A 17,997-nucleotide genomic window follows, 5' to 3' on the forward strand; every position below is an offset into this window, starting at 1 on the left:
CTAAAGGGAGGATTTCTAGCTTGAAACCAATGTCAGCGAAGTCTGATTTCAGATCGGAAAGACCTGCCACGTATCGGCGCAGACGGGGCGGACGAATTGTCATGTGGCTCGTCGCCTTGTTTCTCATTGGCTTGTTGGCCGCAGGAGGGGCAGCGTGGTACGTGTACAACGGGCTGCAACCCGTAGATGGTCCGCAAGAAGCCAAAAACGTGACGATCCCCACCGGTTCTTCCGCGCGGGAAATCGGCAGACTGCTGGAAGAGCAAGGGCTTATCCGCAATGCCGATCTGTTCCAGTATTACGTGAAGTACAAAGGCGTGGGACCGCAGCTGAAAGCGGGAGAATACCAGTTTACAACAGGACAAGCCATTGACGATATGCTCACGGCGATGGCCGAGGGAAAAACGGTCGTCAACGCCGAGCGTTTTACGATCCCGGAAGGCTGGAATATTGAGCAGATTGCCGAGCATCTGGACAAGGAAGGAATTGTGGAAAAAGCAGCCTTCCTGAAAGAAGTGAATGAAGGAGAGTTCCCCGAGTTTGCTTTTGTAGCGGAAATTCCGAAAGATAAAAACCGGAAGCACCGCCTCGAAGGATACCTTTTCCCGGAGACGTACGAAGTGAAAAAAGATTCGACGGCCCATGATGTCGTGTCCCGCATGCTGGCTCAGTTTGCCAAGGAATGGCAGCCGGAATGGAACGAGCTGATCAAGCAGCGTGGGCTGACCATGGACGAAGTGGTCAACCTTGCGTCCATCGTCGAGCGGGAAGTGACCGTGGACAAAGAACGTCCGCTCGTCGCGGGTGTTTATTTCAACCGCATCCGGGACAAATGGCCGCTGCAGGCAGACGCTACCGTGCAGTTTATACTGGGCAAACAACGCGACCGGCTGACGTATGACGACTTGAAGGTAAAAAGCCCGTACAATACGTACACGAACCCTGGATTGCCGCCGGGACCAATCGCAAACCCGGGCCGGGCATCGCTTACGGCGGTTGTCAATCCAGCGAAGCACGACTTCTTTTTCTACGTGACGAAAAAAGACGGAACCTCGGAACATTACTTTTCCAAAACACTTTCCGAGCACAACGCAAATGATGCAAAAAGCAGGGGAAACTAACCAGGTTTCCCCTGTTCTTTTTTGCAAGGTATGCTATAATAATGCGGTTGTAACGAAAGAGGAGTGAAAGCATGATAACCAATCCCGCAATTGACGACTACGTGTCGGGCCTGGTTCCGGAACGTTCTTCGCTGCTCGCGCGGCTGGAACAGGAAGCGGCCGAGGAAAATATTCCGATCGTTCAGCTCGCTTCCGCTCAGGTGATGAGAATGCTGCTTTTGCTGCATCGCCCCGCAGCGATTCTGGAGGTGGGGACGGCAATCGGCTATTCGACCATTTGGCTTGCCGAAGCGGCACCACAGGCGCGGATTGTCACGATGGACATAGATGAAGACCGATTGATCCGGGCACGGGCAAATGTACAGGAAGCAGGCTGCGCAGAACGGGTTGAAATTCTTTCCCGCGACGCGACGCTCGGCTTGCCTGATTCTTATCAGTTTGACTGTCTGTTTATCGACGCGGCAAAAGGACAGTATCGGGCGTTTCTCGATTTGTATTTGCCGCTGCTGAAAGAAGGCGGGCTGGTGATCAGCGATAACGTGCTGTTCCGCGGTTTGGTGGCGACACCGGAAGAGGCTGGAAAGAGACAGAAGCCGATGGTGGACAAGCTGATCGCATTCAACGCCCATTTGGCGGAGCGACCGGATTTGGAGACGACGTTCATTCCGGTAGGAGACGGATTGGCTGTCAGCCTGAAGAAAAAGATACAGCCGTAGGGCAAAAAAGGATGGACGCAGCATGAGGAAGGGGACATGTGGCATGGGTAACCCTGTATTGATTGGCGTGGCAGGGGGCAGTGGTTCCGGAAAAACCACTGTGGCAAGGGAGTTGTATCATCAGTTCCGCAACGATAGCGTGACGATGATCGAGCAAGATTCTTATTACAAAGATCAAAGCCATCTGAGCGTGGAAGACCGGGCTTTGACCAATTACGACCATCCGTTCGCTTTTGACAACGATCTGCTTTTGCAGCATTTGCAGGAGCTTTTGCAAGGAAAGGCGATCCAGAAGCCGATCTACGACTTCAAGGTGCACAACCGCAAGAGCGAGCAAGTCAAGGTAGACCCGAAAGACGTCATCATTTTGGAAGGAATGCTGATTCTCGAAGATGAGCGCATTCGCAACCTCATGGACATCAAAGTGTTCGTCGACACGGATGCAGACGTCCGCATCGTTCGCCGGATCGTACGCGATATCGAGGAGCGCGGCCGTTCCCTGGACTCCGTGGTCAACCAGTATTTGAACGTCGTCCGCCCGATGCATCTGCAATTTATCGAGCCGACCAAACGCTACGCCGACGTCATCATCCCAGAGGGCGGATACAACCGGGTGGCGCTCGATCTGTTGTCCACCAAAATCAAAAACATTTTGTTGGAAAAACAGGAGCCAGCCAAGCTGTAGCATTCTGATGGATACAAAAGAAGGCAAGCGCGATGGGCTGTCCCAAAAGGGGAGTCCCGAATGACGGAAACCCTAAAAAGGAATAAAAACATCCCGTTTCACTATCAAAAGTGGAGCGGGATGTTTTTATTCAATAAGTTGTTCTTCTGATTTTAATTTAGCAAGATAAGGGGGTGACTCAATTGCAGTTTGGGGCTTAAGAGACTTCAGCAGTCTCTGGATTAACTCTTAATTCATAACTCTTCCCTAAATCAAAATTATATATATGAATGAGCCATTCAGTTTTTTTCATTTCTATCTTTTGCACGATTAGTGTTGCTGGTTTGTCAGAAAGATTTTTTGCAAAATTTAAAGCCGCTTGAATGGCTTTCTTTTGTGACATATCAGAATTAGGGTGCTTCACATCATCTGCAACTACTAGCTTACTCAAGTCTGTTTTAGCTGGATATGACTCTAGCGAAGGTGAAGTTGACCATGTTTCTACCTCTGAACCCACTTCAATATCTGTAAACAAAATCTTACTATTCTTACTATCAAGCAGAATAGCATCGTCATTTAACGAATACCATTCAACACCATATTTTCCTTCTGTAGCAGATGTTTTGTCACTTTCTGCAACAAGTAGCGCTCTTTTTTCATAGTTCGCCTCAATGACAAATCCCGTTAGTCCTTTATGTTCATTTTTAGGTTTTTCCTCTGAGCAACCTACTGTTAAGAGAACCATGGTAGACAAGGTAATGAACTTTAGATATTTATTCATTTTACCTATTCTCCCTCGTATAAAAAATATCTTAGTCTCCAATATAGATGTCATCAATATCAAAATGATTAACAGCTCTAGTTATATGAGTGTAAATACCATCCCCTGCGTTATGAATGCCTATAGCTGTACCCCCTAGAAAGATTGGAGCGCCACTATCCCCACTCTGGCTTGAATATGACGCTTGTCTCAAGCCTGTAAAGTAAACTTTACCGTCACTGGTGGTTAGGTAGCCACTCCAATTCTTTGATTCTAATGTCCCGCATTTGACGCTTCTTGTTGTAGCACCAGAAATGCATACGGCATCTCCAACTGTTTCATTTTTTGTTTTTTGAACCTCATCAATGTTATTTAATTTTGACTTATCGTTACCAAAAAGATAATAAGTGGCGTCATCAGATCCTTCATCTAACTTAATGATTGCAGCATCAACATTTCCCCCGAAGTTATAATCCTCAACTCTACCAAATCTCTCCCCGCCTTGAGAGAATTTATCTCCAGTAGACTCGACACAATGACCAGCAGTAAGCACATAAGAATCTGTTCCAATTTGAGCAGAGAATGCAGATGTGCAGTTACCACCCGTCTCCACATTAGTAATCCTTAAACCGGCTTGAATTGGCCTGAATTTACTGGATGGGCTAGCTTGAACTTCATGCACATCTTCTTCAAATATATTAATGAGATTGCCATCAACGCCTAGATCTAAATCACTAACAATGACTGAATCTAAAAGAAGACTTCTGGAAGCAGCGGTCTTTTTCTTTACTCCAATATCAATTTTTTGTTCAGGAATATTAACACTGACAGAAGAAATATCCAGTCCCCGCTGTGCTAATACATCCCTTTTTTCGGATACAGACTCTGCAATTTCATCCAGTTGCTGTTCAGTATAATCTGTGTAGTATAACTCAAGCATGTCTTTTGAATAAAGGTTCTTCAGTTCTTCCTCAAATTTTTTGACCTTTTCTTCAGATCCAGTTTTAAATCCAATACGAACTATGCCCCCTAGTTTTTGATCAATATACATGCTAGCAAATTCTTCTTGCAGATTTTCTGCAATGAAGTCCTTGATTGGCGGAATGAGCTTTTTTTGTTCCTCTAGCCTTGCATCTAGCTCTTTTTCCTCTTTTTTCGTGAGAAATACCCCATATTTTTCTGAGAAATTTTGAGAGTCTTTGGACAATGCTTTTAAGTTTTTAGTATTGGAGGACAAGCCTATTTCCTCTCTAAATCTTTCACTTTCCTTGAGTGCATCATTAGACTCGAGATATTGCTGTATCTCTGGGCTGTGTTTTTGTGCTGCCAATGTTGACGTTGCCGGAATTGAGAATGTAGTTACTGTGGTAGCTAATAGTGCTGCGACCAAAAGTGACGCTCCTAGTTTCTTCATTAGTTCTTACCTCTTTTGTATGATAATGGTAAATTATAACATTTTTTAGGTTAAAAAACCTCATTTCATATTAATTGATAAAATTTCATTTTTTTACATTATTTGAGTTTTAAACACTTTATATTTTCATTTAAATAAAACCATCTTTCATTTGGTTCACGAACCGAAATGCTGCCTATCACGTGTAATGAATTGGATATTTGCCAATGAAAATGATGCTAGCCTTAAACATTGGGCACGAGAAAACGGTAGTGTGCTTAGAATTTTTGTGGAACAAATGCACCATCAGCACAAGCCGCTTGGAGTGTCAAGTTTTCGCACCGGATCGTTTTTCGCCCGGCTATTCTGGCAATACTGGGAAGAAAAGGGCGAGGAGGGGAAGCTTCATGCAACTGGATCGCCGAATCAAAAGACGGCATTTTTTGGTGCTGATGGTGATGTCGCTTGTCTGGCTGGGGCTGATCGCCCGTCTGTGGTGGATACAGCTCGGAGCGCCTCACCGCTTTTCCAGACGCGGGATCGACTTGGTGAAAGCCTCGGTGAAGCAGCGGCAGCAAAGTATCGTGCTGCACAGCGGGCGCGGAGATATTTTGGATCGGGGAGGCTATGCGTTCACGGGCGTGGAGCATTTGGCGCTGATCTTGTTTCCGCTCGCTCGTGGGAGCATGGAAGGCACAGATGGGCTTGTCAGACTGGCGAAGATCACCGGACAGCCGAGTGAGCGATTGTCGCGGGCGATGGAGCAGGCGAAGGTGCCGCAGCTTTTGCGCAATGACGCAGGCAAGCTGATCGAGCTAACCAAACAGCAGGCAGAGGAGATCAACGCGCTGGCGATACCGGGCGTGGTGGCGCTGGCGGTGACAGAGCGCTATCGCACGGAAGAAGTAGCGAAGCACCTCATCGGCTTTATTCATAAAAACCCCGGCATGGTCGAGGCCCTGTATCCCGATGAGTGGGCAAACGGCAAAATGAACGCCGAATCGACCGTGGGCGCGTCTGGTCTGGAGCGGAGCTTCGACCGCTTTTTGCAAGGTGTGGAGCCATCTGTCTTGTCCTACTATGTGGACGGTCAAGGAAAGCCGCTGCGTGGTCTCGATATTCGCTATACGAAGCCAAGCAACCAATACTATCCGCTGTCGTTGTCCACTACGCTCGATGTGGACATTCAGCGGCGCATGGAAGCAGCGGCTGAGCAGGTCGGGCTTCGGGAAGGCAGCTTGATTGTTCTGGATGCGCAAAATGCCGATATCATCGCGGCTGTCAGTCGCCCGGCCTACGACCAGACGAATGTGAGCGGGCTTGCGACGGAGTGGAAAAACAGAGCGTTCAAACAGTTGCCGCCAGGTTCCGTCTTCAAGACGGTAGTCGCTGCCGCCGCTCTGGCAGAGGGTGTCGTTTCCACGACCGATCGGTTTACATGCAGCGGAGAGTATGGCAAGTACCATTTTTCTTGCTGGAAAAAAGAGGGGCACGGCAGCGTCACGTTGGAAGAGGCGTATGCGCAGTCGTGCAATATCGCTTTTGCCGAGGTTGCGAAAAGGGTCGGCGGGGAAAAGCTTGCGGAATACGCCCGCCGACTGGGTTTGACGACAGAGGTTGGGCACGCTACGGCCCACTTGTTCAAGCTCGATGGTTTCAAGCAGCTCGATGGCGAAGAAAGCGGGCGTGTATTTGCCGAGGGCGTGTCCCACAATGACGAAGGCGTGCTGATCCAAAGCGCCATCGGCCAGCGCGATGTGCGGATAACGCCGTTGCAGGCAGCGAATTTGATGGTGACGATCCTGCGCGGAGGTGAACCCGCGCAGGCGCGTCTGGTCAAGGAAATCGCCTACCGGAACGGTCAGTCTTTTTACTCGTTTCCGGAGCAAAAGCTTGCGGCCGACGGCATCGACTACGTGACAGCCAGCAAGCTGCGAAAAATGATGCGCAAGGTCGTCACAGATGGGACCGGCCAGATGCTGCTGAACTCTTCCTGGCAGGTGGCCGGGAAGAGCGGGACCGCGCAGACAGGGAGTACAACCGATGCCAAAAATCACCTTTGGTTCGTCGGTTACGCTCCTTTGGAACAACCGCGCTTTGCGATCTGTGTGGTATCAGAGAACCAGCCAAGCTGGGGGAAGAACCAGGCACTGGAGCTTTTTCGGCGTGCGGTCGATGAACTTGCCGATTATACAGCTCGATCTTCCCGACCTCCTGGAGCGTATTCCCGAGAATGAAGCCGCGCGCCTGAAGCTGGTTGCGCTTGCCCAGCCCGACAATCAGCATGAGCGGCGAGGAAGACATGTACATGGATTGCGAAGCTTTTGTCCAGATCGTCCGTTTGTCTCCTTTGCTTGGAGACAGGCGCTTGATCGTGTGGCTGTGCCAATCCCCGATGTATTGCGACTGGCTGTTTCTGCTCATTTTGCGAACGAGCCGTTTGAGATAGTCATCGTCGAAAAAGATCGAATTGGGCTGGTGAATCGCTCGTGGCCCAGGGTCGCTGGCAAATGTCACGACCCACTTTTCATCACCGAGCGGATACCCCATCATTACCCCTCCTGTTTCCACCGAGGGTTTTTTTCGTACAGCCTGCTCGATCTGCCTCCATGCCTTTGGCGTGATGTACAGTGTTGTCATGAAACGAGGTCCCTCCTTGAGTTCACCGCTAGCATTCGCTCTATATCGTATGTGCGCAGGCGGCAGAAGGTCCCGCTCAGGAAATCATGTCAATTGTCGAAAAAAAGATTGTAACTCTCCTCCTTCCTTTCTATAATTTAGAAAAAGACATGACTGGAAAGGTTGATTGTATGCCTACGGCCCCCGTTGATCACACTCTGATTGGGCAAGAACTAGCAGATGACCTTTACTCGGATAGCGGTGTACTGCTGCTGGGGAAGAATACGACCATAACAGCTGCACATGTGCACATTCTCCTGAAACAGCGCGTACGGGAAGTCAACATCGTACGAACATGGTCAGAGGGAACTGGAGAGCATGTCACTACGCAATTATTCCAATTGGAGGCGGACGGGGAAACGGTTGCCGCCTATGTACAGGCTTTGGATCAGACGAGGTTGATTTTCGATCAGCTCAAGCAGGGGAAAGTAGCCAGTTTGGATCAGTTTTCGCAAGTTTTTGAGAATGTACTGGAAAAGTCCACGAAGGATTTGGGGCTTTTTCGCTCCCTTTACGTCCTGGAAGGGGCGGACAGTTATACATATCGGCATTCGTTGAACGTAGGCATTCTCTGTTCGCTAATTGCCCGTTTGCTGAAATGGGACGAGCAGCAGGTGACGTTTATGGGAACGGCTGGCTTCTTGCATGATGTGGGGAAAATGCGCATCCCGACAGAAATTTTGTTAAAGCCGGGCAAGCTGACAGACGAAGAGTTCGCGATTATGAAAAAACATACGACATACGGCTACGAAATGATCAAGGAGATGGAAGGCGGATCAGAGCGGCTTGCCTTGTGCGCCCTGCTCCATCATGAGCGACTGGACGGCTCCGGCTATCCTGAGCAGCGCAAAGGCCATGAGATTCCTTTGGACTGCCAGGTGTTGGCGGTTGCCGACATGTTCGACGCCATCTGCTCGGATCGGGTGTACAAAGGCCGCACCTCGCCTTTCGAAGCGGCGCAGCTTTTATGGAAAGAAGCTTGCAACGGGCTGTTGAGTATTGAAATAGTCTCTGTGTTCGTGCGTTACATTGCCTTGCTGTACGTCGGAGCGAGAGCGCGCCTGAGCAGCGGCGAAGAAGTCGAAGTGATCCTGATTCACCAGGACGAGCCGATGCGGCCATTGGTGCGGCGCAGCGGGGAGTTTCTCGATTTGCGCTACGAGCGCAAGCTGACGATCGAAAAGATGATTGGATAGAGCCGCTTTGATGCGACTGCGACCGCTCTCGTTTATGAGAGCGGTTTCTTTGTTGCCAATTTGTGACGGATGTCCCGGTTGCTCGACCTTGGGTGTAAAGTGTGACACAATAAAGCGGAAGCATGATCGTACAGGCAACAAAAAAACGTGTCCACGGACGATTTTCCGATTGGAGATGACGGGTGGACGCTTACATGCAGGGAGAGAGTAACATGATACGTAAAGCGGAACCTCAAGATGCAGCTTTTGCGGCACCGCTGATTTATGAAGCGATTGGCGACATCGCCCACACATTGACCGGAGCGACAGAGCAGGAAGAAGCGCTCTTGCTGCTGGAGCAGTTTTTTGCCCAAAAAGGCAATCGGCTCAGCTATGAAAATGCGGTTATCGCCATGCGTGAAGGCGTGCCGGTCGGCGTAGCGCTTTTCTACCACGGCAGTCAGACAGAGCAGCTGGATCGCCCGTTTGTCGAGTATGTTCAAAAGCGGACAGGAGTTGCGCCCACGCTGGTGAAGGAAGCGCGCGACGATGAATTTTATTTGGACTCGGTCGCCGTTCGGGCCGATCAGCGCGGCAAAGGAATCGGAAAAATGCTGCTTTCGGCATTCGAAGAAGAGGCAATCCGGCGCAAACACGACCGCATCGCCCTTTTGGTAGACGAGGAAAACCCGCGTGCCCGTCAACTCTACGAATCAATGGGCTATCGTCAGGACGGGAATGTGACGGTGAGCGGACATCAATTCCGCCATATGGTAAAAAGCGTATTAGTGACGGTGTAGCGACAAACGTTTCTCTCGGGCCAGCGATGACAGGTCCGGGAGAGGCGTTTTTTTGTGGTGTCGGCTGGGGGGAGGGACTTTTACGTAAACGTTAGCCCAGCGTGAACGCAGAAGCGGTGTTTTGGTGTATATGTTGGATAAAAATGGTTCTTTAGAAGGTTGAAAGTCGCGAGCTATATTCGCAACAATGAAAAAAGAAGGATTGTGATAAACGAGCAGAGTGGAAGGAGCGCTGTAGCTATGCGCCAACAAATAGAAAAATGGGTTTCTGCGTGGAGAGCGCTGATCGCGGATATGGACAGGCAGGGCGCGCACACCTGGCCGCTGATCATCGCTGATCCTGCGCAGCCGTGGCAAGTGGACGAAGCAGAGCAGCGGCTGGGGATCAGTCTGCCGCTTGCGCTTCGACGTCTGTTTCTGGAAGGGACAAGCGAAGTTCAAATATACTGGTCGCTTCCTACTAGGACCGTCGAGCCATTTTCCCTCGGCGGGGATATCGGCTGGAGCCTGGACAGTTTGGAGTGGCCTTATTTCGGTCACGACGACGAAAGCGCCGACGAGCGACAGTACCTTTGCTTCCGCGTCGGCGGCAATGGCGACATGTTGCTCTTGGATTTGCGAGCATGCGCGGACGATCCGCCTGTTTACGCCTGGGGGCATGAGACAGACGAATATATTTTGCTCGGGCACAGCTTCACAGCGTTTGTCGAGCGGGTGACCGAGCTGGGCTGTATTGGAGCGGAAGTGTGGAATTACGAGCCTTTTGCTGGCGCAGATGGACTCGATGTGCATGGGGAAAATGCGGTTCGCTGGAAAAAATGGCTGCAAACGTACCGGGAGCTGACGCTGGAAACCGCAGCAACCGATTTTGCGCAGCTCGTCGAGTACGCTGCCTTGCATGGCGCAGACGATGAGCGTGTGCGAAAAGCGTTCGATTCGTATGAAGCAAAAGTCGTCCAGCAGGCTTGGGTGGCGAAAATCAGCCAGGCGCCGAACTTTGCTGCAAAAGAGCCATGGTGCCAACTGCTGGTTGAAACGTTGGGGACGAAGGCGGCGAATTGGGTTCGCTCGCTGTGGGAATCAGCTGGGCAGGAAAAGCTTGTTTCAGATGTCCAGCGGGCGTACTTGTCAGCGGCTTGCCTGCCAAAAGAGGAAGGCTTGCCGCTGGTGCTGGCCGAGCTGGACAACGAGGCGAACAGCGAGGCGATGAGCGGCTATACAGCCTATGGCCGTCTCAAGCATTTTCGTGCCAGGGAAGTCATCGCCTGGATGGAAGCATATGCGGCGTACCCGCTCGAAGGATGGGACAAGCTGTTTGCCGTTTCTGCTCCCGAATGGCATGATCTCGCACATTGGCTGGCAGGCAGTGAGGCACAGCGCCAGATTGCGCTCATGGCTTGGGGGCGGATGCTGGACAAGGGGGATGTTCCAACAGGCGAGCCGGGTTGGACAAAGCTGGGCAGCTTATTGGACTTGGCAGCGGAGAAGGCCGTTTTGCGCAAGGAACGGGAGCGGGTCGAGCGCATTCGTGCTGCCTATGGTGAGCATGCACGGTAAACCGATGAGTCAGTAAGAAAAGGAGATGAGGTGTCCATGAAGCATGTCGTGGTGGTATGGGGAACAGACTTGCATACAGAGGATGAACTGCAAGCTTTTCTGGAGCCTGTATATACGGAAGATGGTGACATGTATCCATCGGAATTTATGAAAGCGACAGGACTCACATGGGTAGATGAAGACTTTTTTGAAGTACACGCCGTGGCGAAGGCAGAGGAGCGAGCAGATTTTTTGGAGTATTTGCGACAGGAGTGCGTTTCGGATGGGGAAATTTTTGCCGAGAAGCTGCCAGCTGCGTTTTCCGAGGAATTGACTGGCTACCCGACCGTGCTGCTGTTGTACGGGCAACAAACGGCTTACGGCACGGTTAATGAAGAGCTGTTTTCACTCGCAGACGAACCAGAGGCAGAGCGTGCGCGAGTGAAGCTACTGGCGAAAATTGAATATGAGGCTTGAAGGGGAAAGGCGTCCGTGGGAAGTGGACGCTTTTTTTGATTACTCCGTCAGTAGTTGTTGACGAGACGCTGCATAATCATTTTCCATCCAGGTTGGCAGGTTGGAGCACGGCTTTGCTATCAGACAAGGATAGATTTCTAGCATAAAGGCAGCGGGAGCCACCAAGAAAATATGCTTTCTCCCAAATGATGTTTGTCCGTTTCGGGAAAGCCGATTCCTTCATTTGATATGTAATGTAAGGTTCATCCTTACTACTTTTCACGAGGAGTTGGTGTACATGCCAATCATCAAACCATTCATGACGTCTCTGCGCTTCAACTCGACAATTGGAGCAGGAACAGGCACAGGAGCGACTTTTGCGATTGCGGCAACAGCATTCAGCACGGACGCGGGTACTGCTGCGACAGCATTCCCATCCACTTTTGCCTACTACAACCTCTATATCAACGGTGTTTTGCAGCCAGGAGGCACGTCTACTGTCACCACATCCACGCTGACGATTCCTGACGGAGACGCTGAAAACGATGGTGTATCTGTCTTGGTTGAGTTTGTCGTCAACTAAAAGAACAAACAAGTTCAAGGGAGGCCCCAGGCGATTGTACATGCCTGGGGTAATCCCATTCCAGCGCAAGAGAGGAGTGAATCGTTTTGCAGCATAGAAACATACAGCGAAGCGGAGGGCAGCGAATTTATACGGTCAATGTGCGTTCGCAAGTCATGCCGCCATATGGCTGCCCGGACATTTTCCCCGGTCAGCCGTGCCCAACCTGTCCTCCTTGTCCGTGCACTCCTGGCTTGCTTGCGACCACGATCTACCAATACACGACGTTTTCAGACGGACAAAAAAATATGTATACAGATGCTGACGCCACGCCGCAGCTCAGCACTTCGGGGATTATCGGGCAGCAAACCGTGTCCATCGTCAACTTGTTTATCAATGGCATTTTGCAGCCTCCCAATAGCTACTTGGTTCAGCCCGGAGTTTTGGTTTTGAGCGAAGTGCCTGCGCAGGGCGCCCCGATCATTTTGCAGTTCATCCAGATCACGACATCCTGAAGCACACAGGCTGGAGAGCAGAAGCAAGCCCCGCAACATACAACAGCTGTTTTCGGGTGGTACTTGCACATCTGGGTATTCGCCCACATAAGGATAGGAGTAAGCTATATAGACGTGGAGGTGGCAGCCATGTCCAGCATCATTGCGGCGCTTTCCCTTGTGTTTAAAGAACTGGTTATGTTTGTTGCTTATGTCAAGAACAATGCGTTTCCCCAGCCTCTTCAGGATACGGAAGAAGAAAAGTACCTCCGCCTCATGGCAAAAGGCGACCCGTATGCCCGCAACAAGCTGATCGAGCACAATTTGCGGCTGGTGGCGCATATTGTGAAGAAGTTTGAAAACACCGGAGAAGACAGTGAAGACCTGATTTCCATCGGCACGATCGGCCTCATCAAGGCAATCGAGAGCTACCAGGTGGAAAAGGGCACCAAGCTGGCTACGTATGCAGCGCGTTGTATTGAAAATGAAATCTTGATGCATTTGCGAAGCCTGAAAAAAACGAAAAAAGACGTTTCCCTGCACGATCCGATTGGGACCGATAAAGAAGGGAACGAAATTACGCTGATCGACGTGCTCGGCACAGAAACCGACGAAGTGGTCGATGCTGTGCAGCTCAAACTGGAATCAAACAAGATTTATCAGCACATCCATATTCTCGATGAGCGCGAAAAAGAAGTCATCATCGGCAGGTTTGGTCTGGATCAGGACAAAGAAAAGACACAGCGCGAAATTGCCCGCGAGTTGGGGATTTCTCGCTCATACGTATCCCGCATCGAGAAGCGGGCGCTGATGAAGCTGTTCAATGAGTTTTACCGGACGAAGCAGACGCAAAATCGCTGAATGGATTGTCGAGCGGGGAAAGCAAATAGGTGCGTTCGCCCGCAAGCTGGACACAGGGAGAAAGGTGTCCGGCTTGCGGGTATTTTTGTTTGGAGTGGAGGAGAGTGGGCGCTTTTGGAGCGGTGCTTTTTTACCAAAGCTAAGAGATAATCGGAGAGCGTAAAAAGTTTTGTGTAAATGGTTAAACTTCCCATTAAGGAGATGATCATTTATGCAAGACAAGAGAGACATGACCATCAAGGAGTTAGCGAAGGATTGCCGAACCATCGAGGACGTGCACATCATGCTAAAAGATTTGTTCCGTGACACCATCCAGCAGTTGTTTGAAGCAGAAATGGATGACCATTTGGGCTATGCCAAACATAGTGCCGATGGTGATCATTCAGGAAATAGTCGGAATGGGTATAGCAAAAAGACGCTGAAAACAAAGTTCGGCAATACAGAAATTCGTGTCCCCCGTGATCGCAACGGCGAATTTGAACCTCACATTGTGAAGAAGCATGAAACAACCACAAATGGCTTGGAGGAGCAAATCATCGCACTCTACGCCAAAGGTATGTCTACTCGCGATATTGAAGAACACATGAAGGATCTGTATGGGATCGACGTGTCTCCTACGATGGTCAGTAAAGTAACCGACAAGATTATGCCGATGGTGGCAGAATGGCAATGTAGACCACTTGATCGAGTCTATCCGATCGTGTTTCTTGATGCCATTCACTTCAAAGTTCGGCAAGAGAATCGTATCGTTAACAAAGCAGCATACAGCGTTCTTGGCATTACTATGTCTGGTCATAAGGACATTTTGGGCATTTGGATCGGCGAGCACGAAAGTGCAAGCTTCTGGCTCAATGTGTGTACAGAGCTGAAAAGCCGTGGTGTAGAAGACATTCTCATCGCCTGCAAGGACGGTCTTTCAGGGTTTTCTGAGGCGATCCATGCTGCTTTTCCGAAAACCCAAATTCAACTGTGCGTCATCCACCAGATTCGTAACTCTATGAAATATGTTCCGTTCAAAGAAGAAAAGTTAGTCTTGGCAGATTTAAAGAAAGTCTATCAAGCCCTTACGTTAGAAGAAGCTGAGACTGCTTTTTCTACGTTCAAAGACAAGTGGGGAAAGAAGTACCCCATCATTATTCGCTCCTGGGAAAACAACTGGCTCGAACTGACCGCCTATTTCAGCTATCCCCCAGAGATACGCAAGATGATTTATACGACGAATATCATCGAGGGCTATCATCGGCAACTCCGTAAGGTCACAAAGACAAAAACGGCTTATCCATCCGACGATGCTCTACGGAAAATCATCTATCTGGCTACCGTTGAGGCATCGAAGAAATGGACTATGCCGCTTCGGAGTTGGAAAGAATGTATATCGCAACTTGCCATCCATTTTGGAGATCGATTGCAAGGGGAACTGTCCGCATAATCAACTGTTGAGTCGGCTTGACATGGAGCCTCTGCGGGCATGATTTCTTGCGATTGGGCGATGCCAGTAAAATATGCATCGCATGGCAAGCGAGCCTATCATGCCCGCCACTCCATGTAAAGCCGTTGACGTAACTGTCCACCCGTTAAAAACCCATTTACACAAAAAAATTTACATTCCCGATAATCGAATCAGGCACCTCCGCTTGTTCGTTTGCCTCGCCTATGCACGGTTGTCTTTCATCTTCCTCGCTCTCCAGCCGCCAATAACGCAAGCCTGTCCTTCATCTTTGCAACATCTTTTGGCAACTGAGCAAACCCCTCTTTGCAGTTTTACTTTCGGAATTTCCGGCATCATTGGCTTTTTTGCAGAGAATTAGTCACCGTCTAAAAAGACTACAGATCGCAGATAGATAGAAAGATAAAAAAAGAACGGATGGCCAGTAATACTTGATCCATCAGTTCTTTTTCTCTGATATGCTTGATCAGAATTGTTTTCTATTTATTCATGTTTTTAATGTACATGCCAGTAACCTGTTGGCCATTGTAAACCCATCCTGCCGGAATCGGTGAATATTTGCTCACAAGCAGTACGGTTCCATAAGGAGCGCCGTTGGCATTCATGATTGTTTTGCTGTCATAGTTCTCGCGCAGGACAACCCAGCCGGTTGGAATCGGAGAGAACTTGGTCACAGTGAACTCCTGACGATAAGAAGCCCCTGTTGTACATTTGATCGTCCTGCCAGCCAGTTCATCTCGCAAAACGACCCATCCTACCGGAACGGGAGAGTATTTGCTGACTCGCAATTCCGCGCCAAAGGGCGCGCCTGCTGTATTTTTGATCAGTTTTGAACCGAGATCTTCGCGAATGACGACCCAACCTTGCGGGACAGCAGAAGATTTTTTGATCCATTTCTCCTCGGAACTCCATCCTTTCGCTTTAGCAGCAAATGAGGAGTCTGCCTGCCAACGAACGGTAGTTGGCGCACTTTTGCCATCGTTTGCCGGCAAGTTTACTTCTGCGGCTTGAACCTGGGATGTCAGGATGGTAGCAAATAACGCTACGCCTAATGCTGAAAAAACACTGTTTTTGAACATAGTGATTCCCCTGCCTCTCCTATCGGTAACATCTGTTTGAATATACCATATTTTTCCAATCGTATACAGTTTTATTTTATGAATAAAATGTCATAAGTTTGTGAGTGTGGAAGTTCTGTTAAAGATTTTTCATGAAAGATTGGGAGATGACTTCCAACGAATGGTAACGATGCAGCGAATAAGACATTTAAATCGAAGTCCTAATGCACCTGCGTAGGCTGACAAAAGCGGTACAGATAAAGAGGGGAACGAAATTACGCTGATTGACGTACTCATGGCAGCGACTGGCGAAGTGGCGGACGCTGTGCCGTTCAGGCTGGAATCGATCAAGATTTGGCGGTTTTTTGGGGAATATTGTAAGCTGGATTTGTAAAAGGGGAGGAGGTATAAAGTGAAAAAGCTCGTATTCGTTTGTCTTCTGATTTTAGCCGCTTGCAATTCTGACCAGAAAAGCATCCCGTTCCAGGCACAACACGACATTTTGCATGGGGAGAAAGACCTGGTAGATTTTCAGAGTAGCTCTGCTGTAGTGGAGTGGGCTCCAGCGGCACTGACGGAGATTGACGCCCTATTCGATGATCTGCTTCCTACGATTCAAATAACAGGGGAAATGAGCGAGTATGATGCCTATACTTCCAACAATCTATTAGGGTCTTACGAGGATGCTGTCGTGATTGTTCCACTTGACAGTAAACAGTATGCAATCAATTATTTGATTGTGGAAATAAACGGTAAGTATTACTCTGCCACCGCGGATGAAGAGGCAATGAAGAAAATACGTGCATTGGAAAGGAAAATGAGATGATCTGCCAGTCAGGTGAGCGAGAGCTAGAGAGCAAAGAGGTGGTTACATGGAATTTTTCATAATAATCGGCTCGAAAATGATCGTATTTCACCTGCTATCGATAATTCTCAGCGGCTTTTTACGTTTTGTGTGGCCGAAGCTGCATTTGTTAGTTTTGTTATTCGCCAATGCGATAGCAGGAGTTTTATTTATAAAATATCTGGAACTATCCTGGACTGTTTCATTTCTCATCGTTAATCTGATGACATCCCTAATAGGGAGTGGGATGGGGAGCCTGCTGCGGAAATTAGTCAAAGATTTTAAACAGGAAGGCCGTCTATAACGGTTCTCTAGACGTGGAGTGATCTGTAAATATTCGTGATCCGCATTGGTGGACGGCTGTCCACTTTTGTGCTTTCAACGAAAAAACAATTCATATGTTTTCAATGCAACGTACCCTACTGGCTGAAAACGGCAAGCATTACCACACAAAGCAAACAGACCAGAAGCCCAACCCTCTGGTCTGCCAAAATCTTACCCGCGGATTCTTCCGCCGTTTTTTATGAGCCATTCGCCCGTCTCCCAATCGGACAGCCCCTTTCCTTCCGCTTTGTAGTACAAATCAAAGCGGAAGCCCAGCCCATGATCCCACGGGCTTTTGATGGCGACGCAGCGAAAAATCTCTTCCAGTCCCGGTATGGCAAATCCGTTGGGGGCGGGAAATAGCGCCTCCATTTCTTCGCGCGATATATTTGTTTCCAAGGCAAACTGAAAAAGCGGCTTGGCGGTATACGAATCGTAGACCAGTTCGAACTTCGGCGTTCGTTTCACCGAGAAATCCGTGATGTTTGTCGCATGTTCCTCCGCTTCCGCCGGGATAATGAACGGCCAGTCTTCATCCGGGTAGCGGTACAAGTTGCAAACGGTGGAAAGCGTGGCGAGGAACTTATCCCATTCTGGACGTGGCATGAGCGTAACCGGGATGTTGACTCCCGTATGATCGACTCCTGTCAGCCTGCCTTTCAGTTGATGATATAGCTGGGAAATGTCGATGCCAGCAGACTGTTCCTGCGTCTGGGGTAGCTCCGCGTGCAAACGGTTCAAACTTGCCAGCTCGATACCCGCAGATTTGCGATCGGAAATAAGCAAATCTGCCACTTTCAGCTTAAACGCTTTTGGCGAATGAAACACGATGGCGGGAAATGCTGCATCTCCCGTGCGAAAATCTGTTGCCGGCATTGCCGAGCCGGAAAACAAAGGACGGAGCTGGTCAGCTTCTCGGAAGTGGGGAACCTCTTTTAGCAATTGGGAAAAGTAGGAGCACCATTCTTTTTCAGCAGCATGCTTGTTAGGAAAAACATACGAGATCAAATCCAGACGGTTCATGTTTCGTCTCCTTTGCTCCAGGGGATAGGGAAGAGCGGAATCGCTTCGATTCATAGACTCTTGAACCGAAGCGATTCTGACGAA

17 protein-coding genes and 1 pseudogene are annotated in these 17,997 nt (G+C 49.4%); 13 read left to right on the plus strand and 5 right to left on the minus strand.

Annotation, left to right across the window (positions count from 1 at the left end):
• Positions 1-20: 20 nt before the first annotated feature.
• The 3 genes from mltG to udk all read left to right on the plus strand — a co-directional run bounded on the left by mltG (position 21) and on the right by udk (position 2,522).
• Positions 21-1,121 (plus strand): endolytic transglycosylase MltG, encoded by a 1,101-nt coding sequence (gene mltG / locus NST23_RS09520; RefSeq protein WP_280648229.1) that lies wholly within the window; start codon positions 21-23, stop codon positions 1,119-1,121.
• Positions 1,122-1,192: 71 nt separating this feature from the next.
• Positions 1,193-1,837, plus strand: a complete 645-nt coding sequence (locus tag NST23_RS09525) for an O-methyltransferase (RefSeq protein WP_340963586.1) — start codon at positions 1,193-1,195, stop codon at positions 1,835-1,837.
• 43 nt (positions 1,838-1,880) lie between these two features.
• Positions 1,881-2,522 (plus strand): uridine kinase, encoded by a 642-nt coding sequence (gene udk, locus NST23_RS09530; protein WP_309539015.1) that lies wholly within the window; start codon positions 1,881-1,883, stop codon positions 2,520-2,522.
• Positions 2,523-2,718: 196 nt separating this feature from the next.
• Here the strand turns inward: udk and NST23_RS09535 are convergent, their stop codons facing one another.
• Together NST23_RS09535 and NST23_RS09540 are read right to left on the minus strand one after the other, a co-directional pair.
• Positions 2,719-3,282: a DUF3221 domain-containing protein gene (locus NST23_RS09535; protein ID WP_167470282.1), complete on the minus strand. Its 564-nt coding sequence runs from the start codon at positions 3,280-3,282 to the stop codon at positions 2,719-2,721.
• A 31-nt stretch (positions 3,283-3,313) separates the two neighbouring features.
• The gene (locus NST23_RS09540; RefSeq protein ID WP_280649188.1) at positions 3,314-4,675 is read right to left on the minus strand and encodes a S1 family peptidase; all 1,362 of its coding nucleotides are present in this window, start codon (positions 4,673-4,675) and stop codon (positions 3,314-3,316) included.
• Positions 4,676-5,061: 386 nt separating this feature from the next.
• Between NST23_RS09540 and NST23_RS09545 the strand changes: the two genes are divergently transcribed.
• A complete protein-coding gene (locus NST23_RS09545; protein ID WP_340963589.1) occupies positions 5,062-6,891 on the plus strand; it encodes a peptidoglycan D,D-transpeptidase FtsI family protein in 1,830 nt (609 codons plus the stop codon).
• Between the two features lie 91 nt (positions 6,892-6,982).
• On the opposite strand, the pseudogene NST23_RS09550 reads toward NST23_RS09545, so the two are convergent.
• Positions 6,983-7,294: pseudogene (locus NST23_RS09550) on the minus strand (Mov34/MPN/PAD-1 family protein); the annotation flags it as partial.
• A gap of 170 nt (positions 7,295-7,464) precedes the next feature.
• Between NST23_RS09550 and NST23_RS09555 the strand changes: the two are divergent.
• The 8 genes from NST23_RS09555 (at position 7,465) to NST23_RS09590 (ending at position 14,646) form a co-directional block, all read left to right on the plus strand.
• Complete coding sequence (locus tag NST23_RS09555; protein ID WP_122964174.1) at positions 7,465-8,529, plus strand: HD-GYP domain-containing protein; 1,065 nt, start codon at positions 7,465-7,467, stop codon at positions 8,527-8,529.
• A 212-nt stretch (positions 8,530-8,741) separates the two neighbouring features.
• Positions 8,742-9,308: a GNAT family N-acetyltransferase gene (locus tag NST23_RS09560; protein ID WP_122964173.1), complete on the plus strand. Its 567-nt coding sequence runs from the start codon at positions 8,742-8,744 to the stop codon at positions 9,306-9,308.
• A 240-nt stretch (positions 9,309-9,548) separates the two neighbouring features.
• Entirely contained in the window at positions 9,549-10,865 is a 1,317-nt protein-coding gene (locus NST23_RS09565) for an SMI1/KNR4 family protein (RefSeq protein WP_340963590.1), read from the plus strand.
• 36 nt (positions 10,866-10,901) lie between these two features.
• Positions 10,902-11,321 (plus strand): immunity 22 family protein, encoded by a 420-nt coding sequence (locus NST23_RS09570; protein ID WP_340963593.1) that lies wholly within the window; start codon positions 10,902-10,904, stop codon positions 11,319-11,321.
• A gap of 277 nt (positions 11,322-11,598) precedes the next feature.
• The gene (locus tag NST23_RS09575) at positions 11,599-11,883 is read left to right on the plus strand and encodes a DUF4183 domain-containing protein (RefSeq protein WP_122964170.1); all 285 of its coding nucleotides are present in this window, start codon (positions 11,599-11,601) and stop codon (positions 11,881-11,883) included.
• Between the two features lie 86 nt (positions 11,884-11,969).
• Positions 11,970-12,377 carry a DUF4183 domain-containing protein gene (locus NST23_RS09580; RefSeq protein WP_122964169.1) on the plus strand — a complete coding sequence of 136 codons (408 nt, stop codon included), beginning with the start codon at positions 11,970-11,972 and terminating at the stop codon, positions 12,375-12,377.
• 129 nt (positions 12,378-12,506) lie between these two features.
• Positions 12,507-13,217 (plus strand): RNA polymerase sporulation sigma factor SigK, encoded by a 711-nt coding sequence (gene sigK / locus NST23_RS09585; protein WP_122964168.1) that lies wholly within the window; start codon positions 12,507-12,509, stop codon positions 13,215-13,217.
• A gap of 211 nt (positions 13,218-13,428) precedes the next feature.
• Complete coding sequence (locus NST23_RS09590) at positions 13,429-14,646, plus strand: IS256 family transposase (protein ID WP_173600261.1); 1,218 nt, start codon at positions 13,429-13,431, stop codon at positions 14,644-14,646.
• A 497-nt stretch (positions 14,647-15,143) separates the two neighbouring features.
• Here NST23_RS09590 and NST23_RS09595 read toward each other — a convergent pair whose 3' ends face one another.
• Positions 15,144-15,743 (minus strand): hypothetical protein, encoded by a 600-nt coding sequence (locus tag NST23_RS09595; protein ID WP_122964167.1) that lies wholly within the window; start codon positions 15,741-15,743, stop codon positions 15,144-15,146.
• A 391-nt stretch (positions 15,744-16,134) separates the two neighbouring features.
• Here NST23_RS09595 and NST23_RS09600 point away from each other — a divergent pair, with 391 nt between their 5' ends.
• The gene (locus tag NST23_RS09600; protein ID WP_173597444.1) at positions 16,135-16,548 is read left to right on the plus strand and encodes a hypothetical protein; all 414 of its coding nucleotides are present in this window, start codon (positions 16,135-16,137) and stop codon (positions 16,546-16,548) included.
• Between the two features lie 513 nt (positions 16,549-17,061).
• Here the strand turns inward: NST23_RS09600 and NST23_RS09605 are convergent.
• Complete coding sequence (locus NST23_RS09605; RefSeq protein WP_340963595.1) at positions 17,062-17,913, minus strand: hypothetical protein; 852 nt, start codon at positions 17,911-17,913, stop codon at positions 17,062-17,064.
• Between the last annotated feature and the right edge of the window lie 84 nt (positions 17,914-17,997).

Origin of the sequence: Brevibacillus sp. FSL K6-0770, assembly GCF_038000275.1 — a bacterium.
In the GTDB taxonomy this organism is placed as follows: domain Bacteria; phylum Bacillota; class Bacilli; order Brevibacillales; family Brevibacillaceae; genus Brevibacillus; species Brevibacillus parabrevis.

What these genes read in the sequence shown, in the direction of transcription:
- NST23_RS09565 (WP_340963590.1), top strand. Translation starts at nt 9,549, where the DNA reads ATGCGCCAACAAATAGAAAAATGGGTTTCTGCGTGGAGAGCGCTGATC.
- NST23_RS09590 (WP_173600261.1), top strand. Translation starts at nt 13,429, where the DNA reads ATGCAAGACAAGAGAGACATGACCATCAAGGAGTTAGCGAAGGATTGC.
- NST23_RS09540 (WP_280649188.1), bottom strand. Translation starts at nt 4,675, where the DNA reads ATGAAGAAACTAGGAGCGTCACTTTTGGTCGCAGCACTATTAGCTACC.
- sigK (WP_122964168.1), top strand. Translation starts at nt 12,507, where the DNA reads ATGTCCAGCATCATTGCGGCGCTTTCCCTTGTGTTTAAAGAACTGGTT.
- NST23_RS09570 (WP_340963593.1), top strand. Translation starts at nt 10,902, where the DNA reads ATGAAGCATGTCGTGGTGGTATGGGGAACAGACTTGCATACAGAGGAT.
- NST23_RS09555 (WP_122964174.1), top strand. Translation starts at nt 7,465, where the DNA reads ATGCCTACGGCCCCCGTTGATCACACTCTGATTGGGCAAGAACTAGCA.
- NST23_RS09560 (WP_122964173.1), top strand. Translation starts at nt 8,742, where the DNA reads ATGATACGTAAAGCGGAACCTCAAGATGCAGCTTTTGCGGCACCGCTG.
- NST23_RS09575 (WP_122964170.1), top strand. Translation starts at nt 11,599, where the DNA reads ATGCCAATCATCAAACCATTCATGACGTCTCTGCGCTTCAACTCGACA.
- udk (WP_309539015.1), top strand. Translation starts at nt 1,881, where the DNA reads ATGGGTAACCCTGTATTGATTGGCGTGGCAGGGGGCAGTGGTTCCGGA.
- NST23_RS09545 (WP_340963589.1), top strand. Translation starts at nt 5,062, where the DNA reads ATGCAACTGGATCGCCGAATCAAAAGACGGCATTTTTTGGTGCTGATG.
- NST23_RS09605 (WP_340963595.1), bottom strand. Translation starts at nt 17,913, where the DNA reads ATGAACCGTCTGGATTTGATCTCGTATGTTTTTCCTAACAAGCATGCT.
- NST23_RS09595 (WP_122964167.1), bottom strand. Translation starts at nt 15,743, where the DNA reads ATGTTCAAAAACAGTGTTTTTTCAGCATTAGGCGTAGCGTTATTTGCT.
- NST23_RS09525 (WP_340963586.1), top strand. Translation starts at nt 1,193, where the DNA reads ATGATAACCAATCCCGCAATTGACGACTACGTGTCGGGCCTGGTTCCG.
- NST23_RS09535 (WP_167470282.1), bottom strand. Translation starts at nt 3,282, where the DNA reads ATGAATAAATATCTAAAGTTCATTACCTTGTCTACCATGGTTCTCTTA.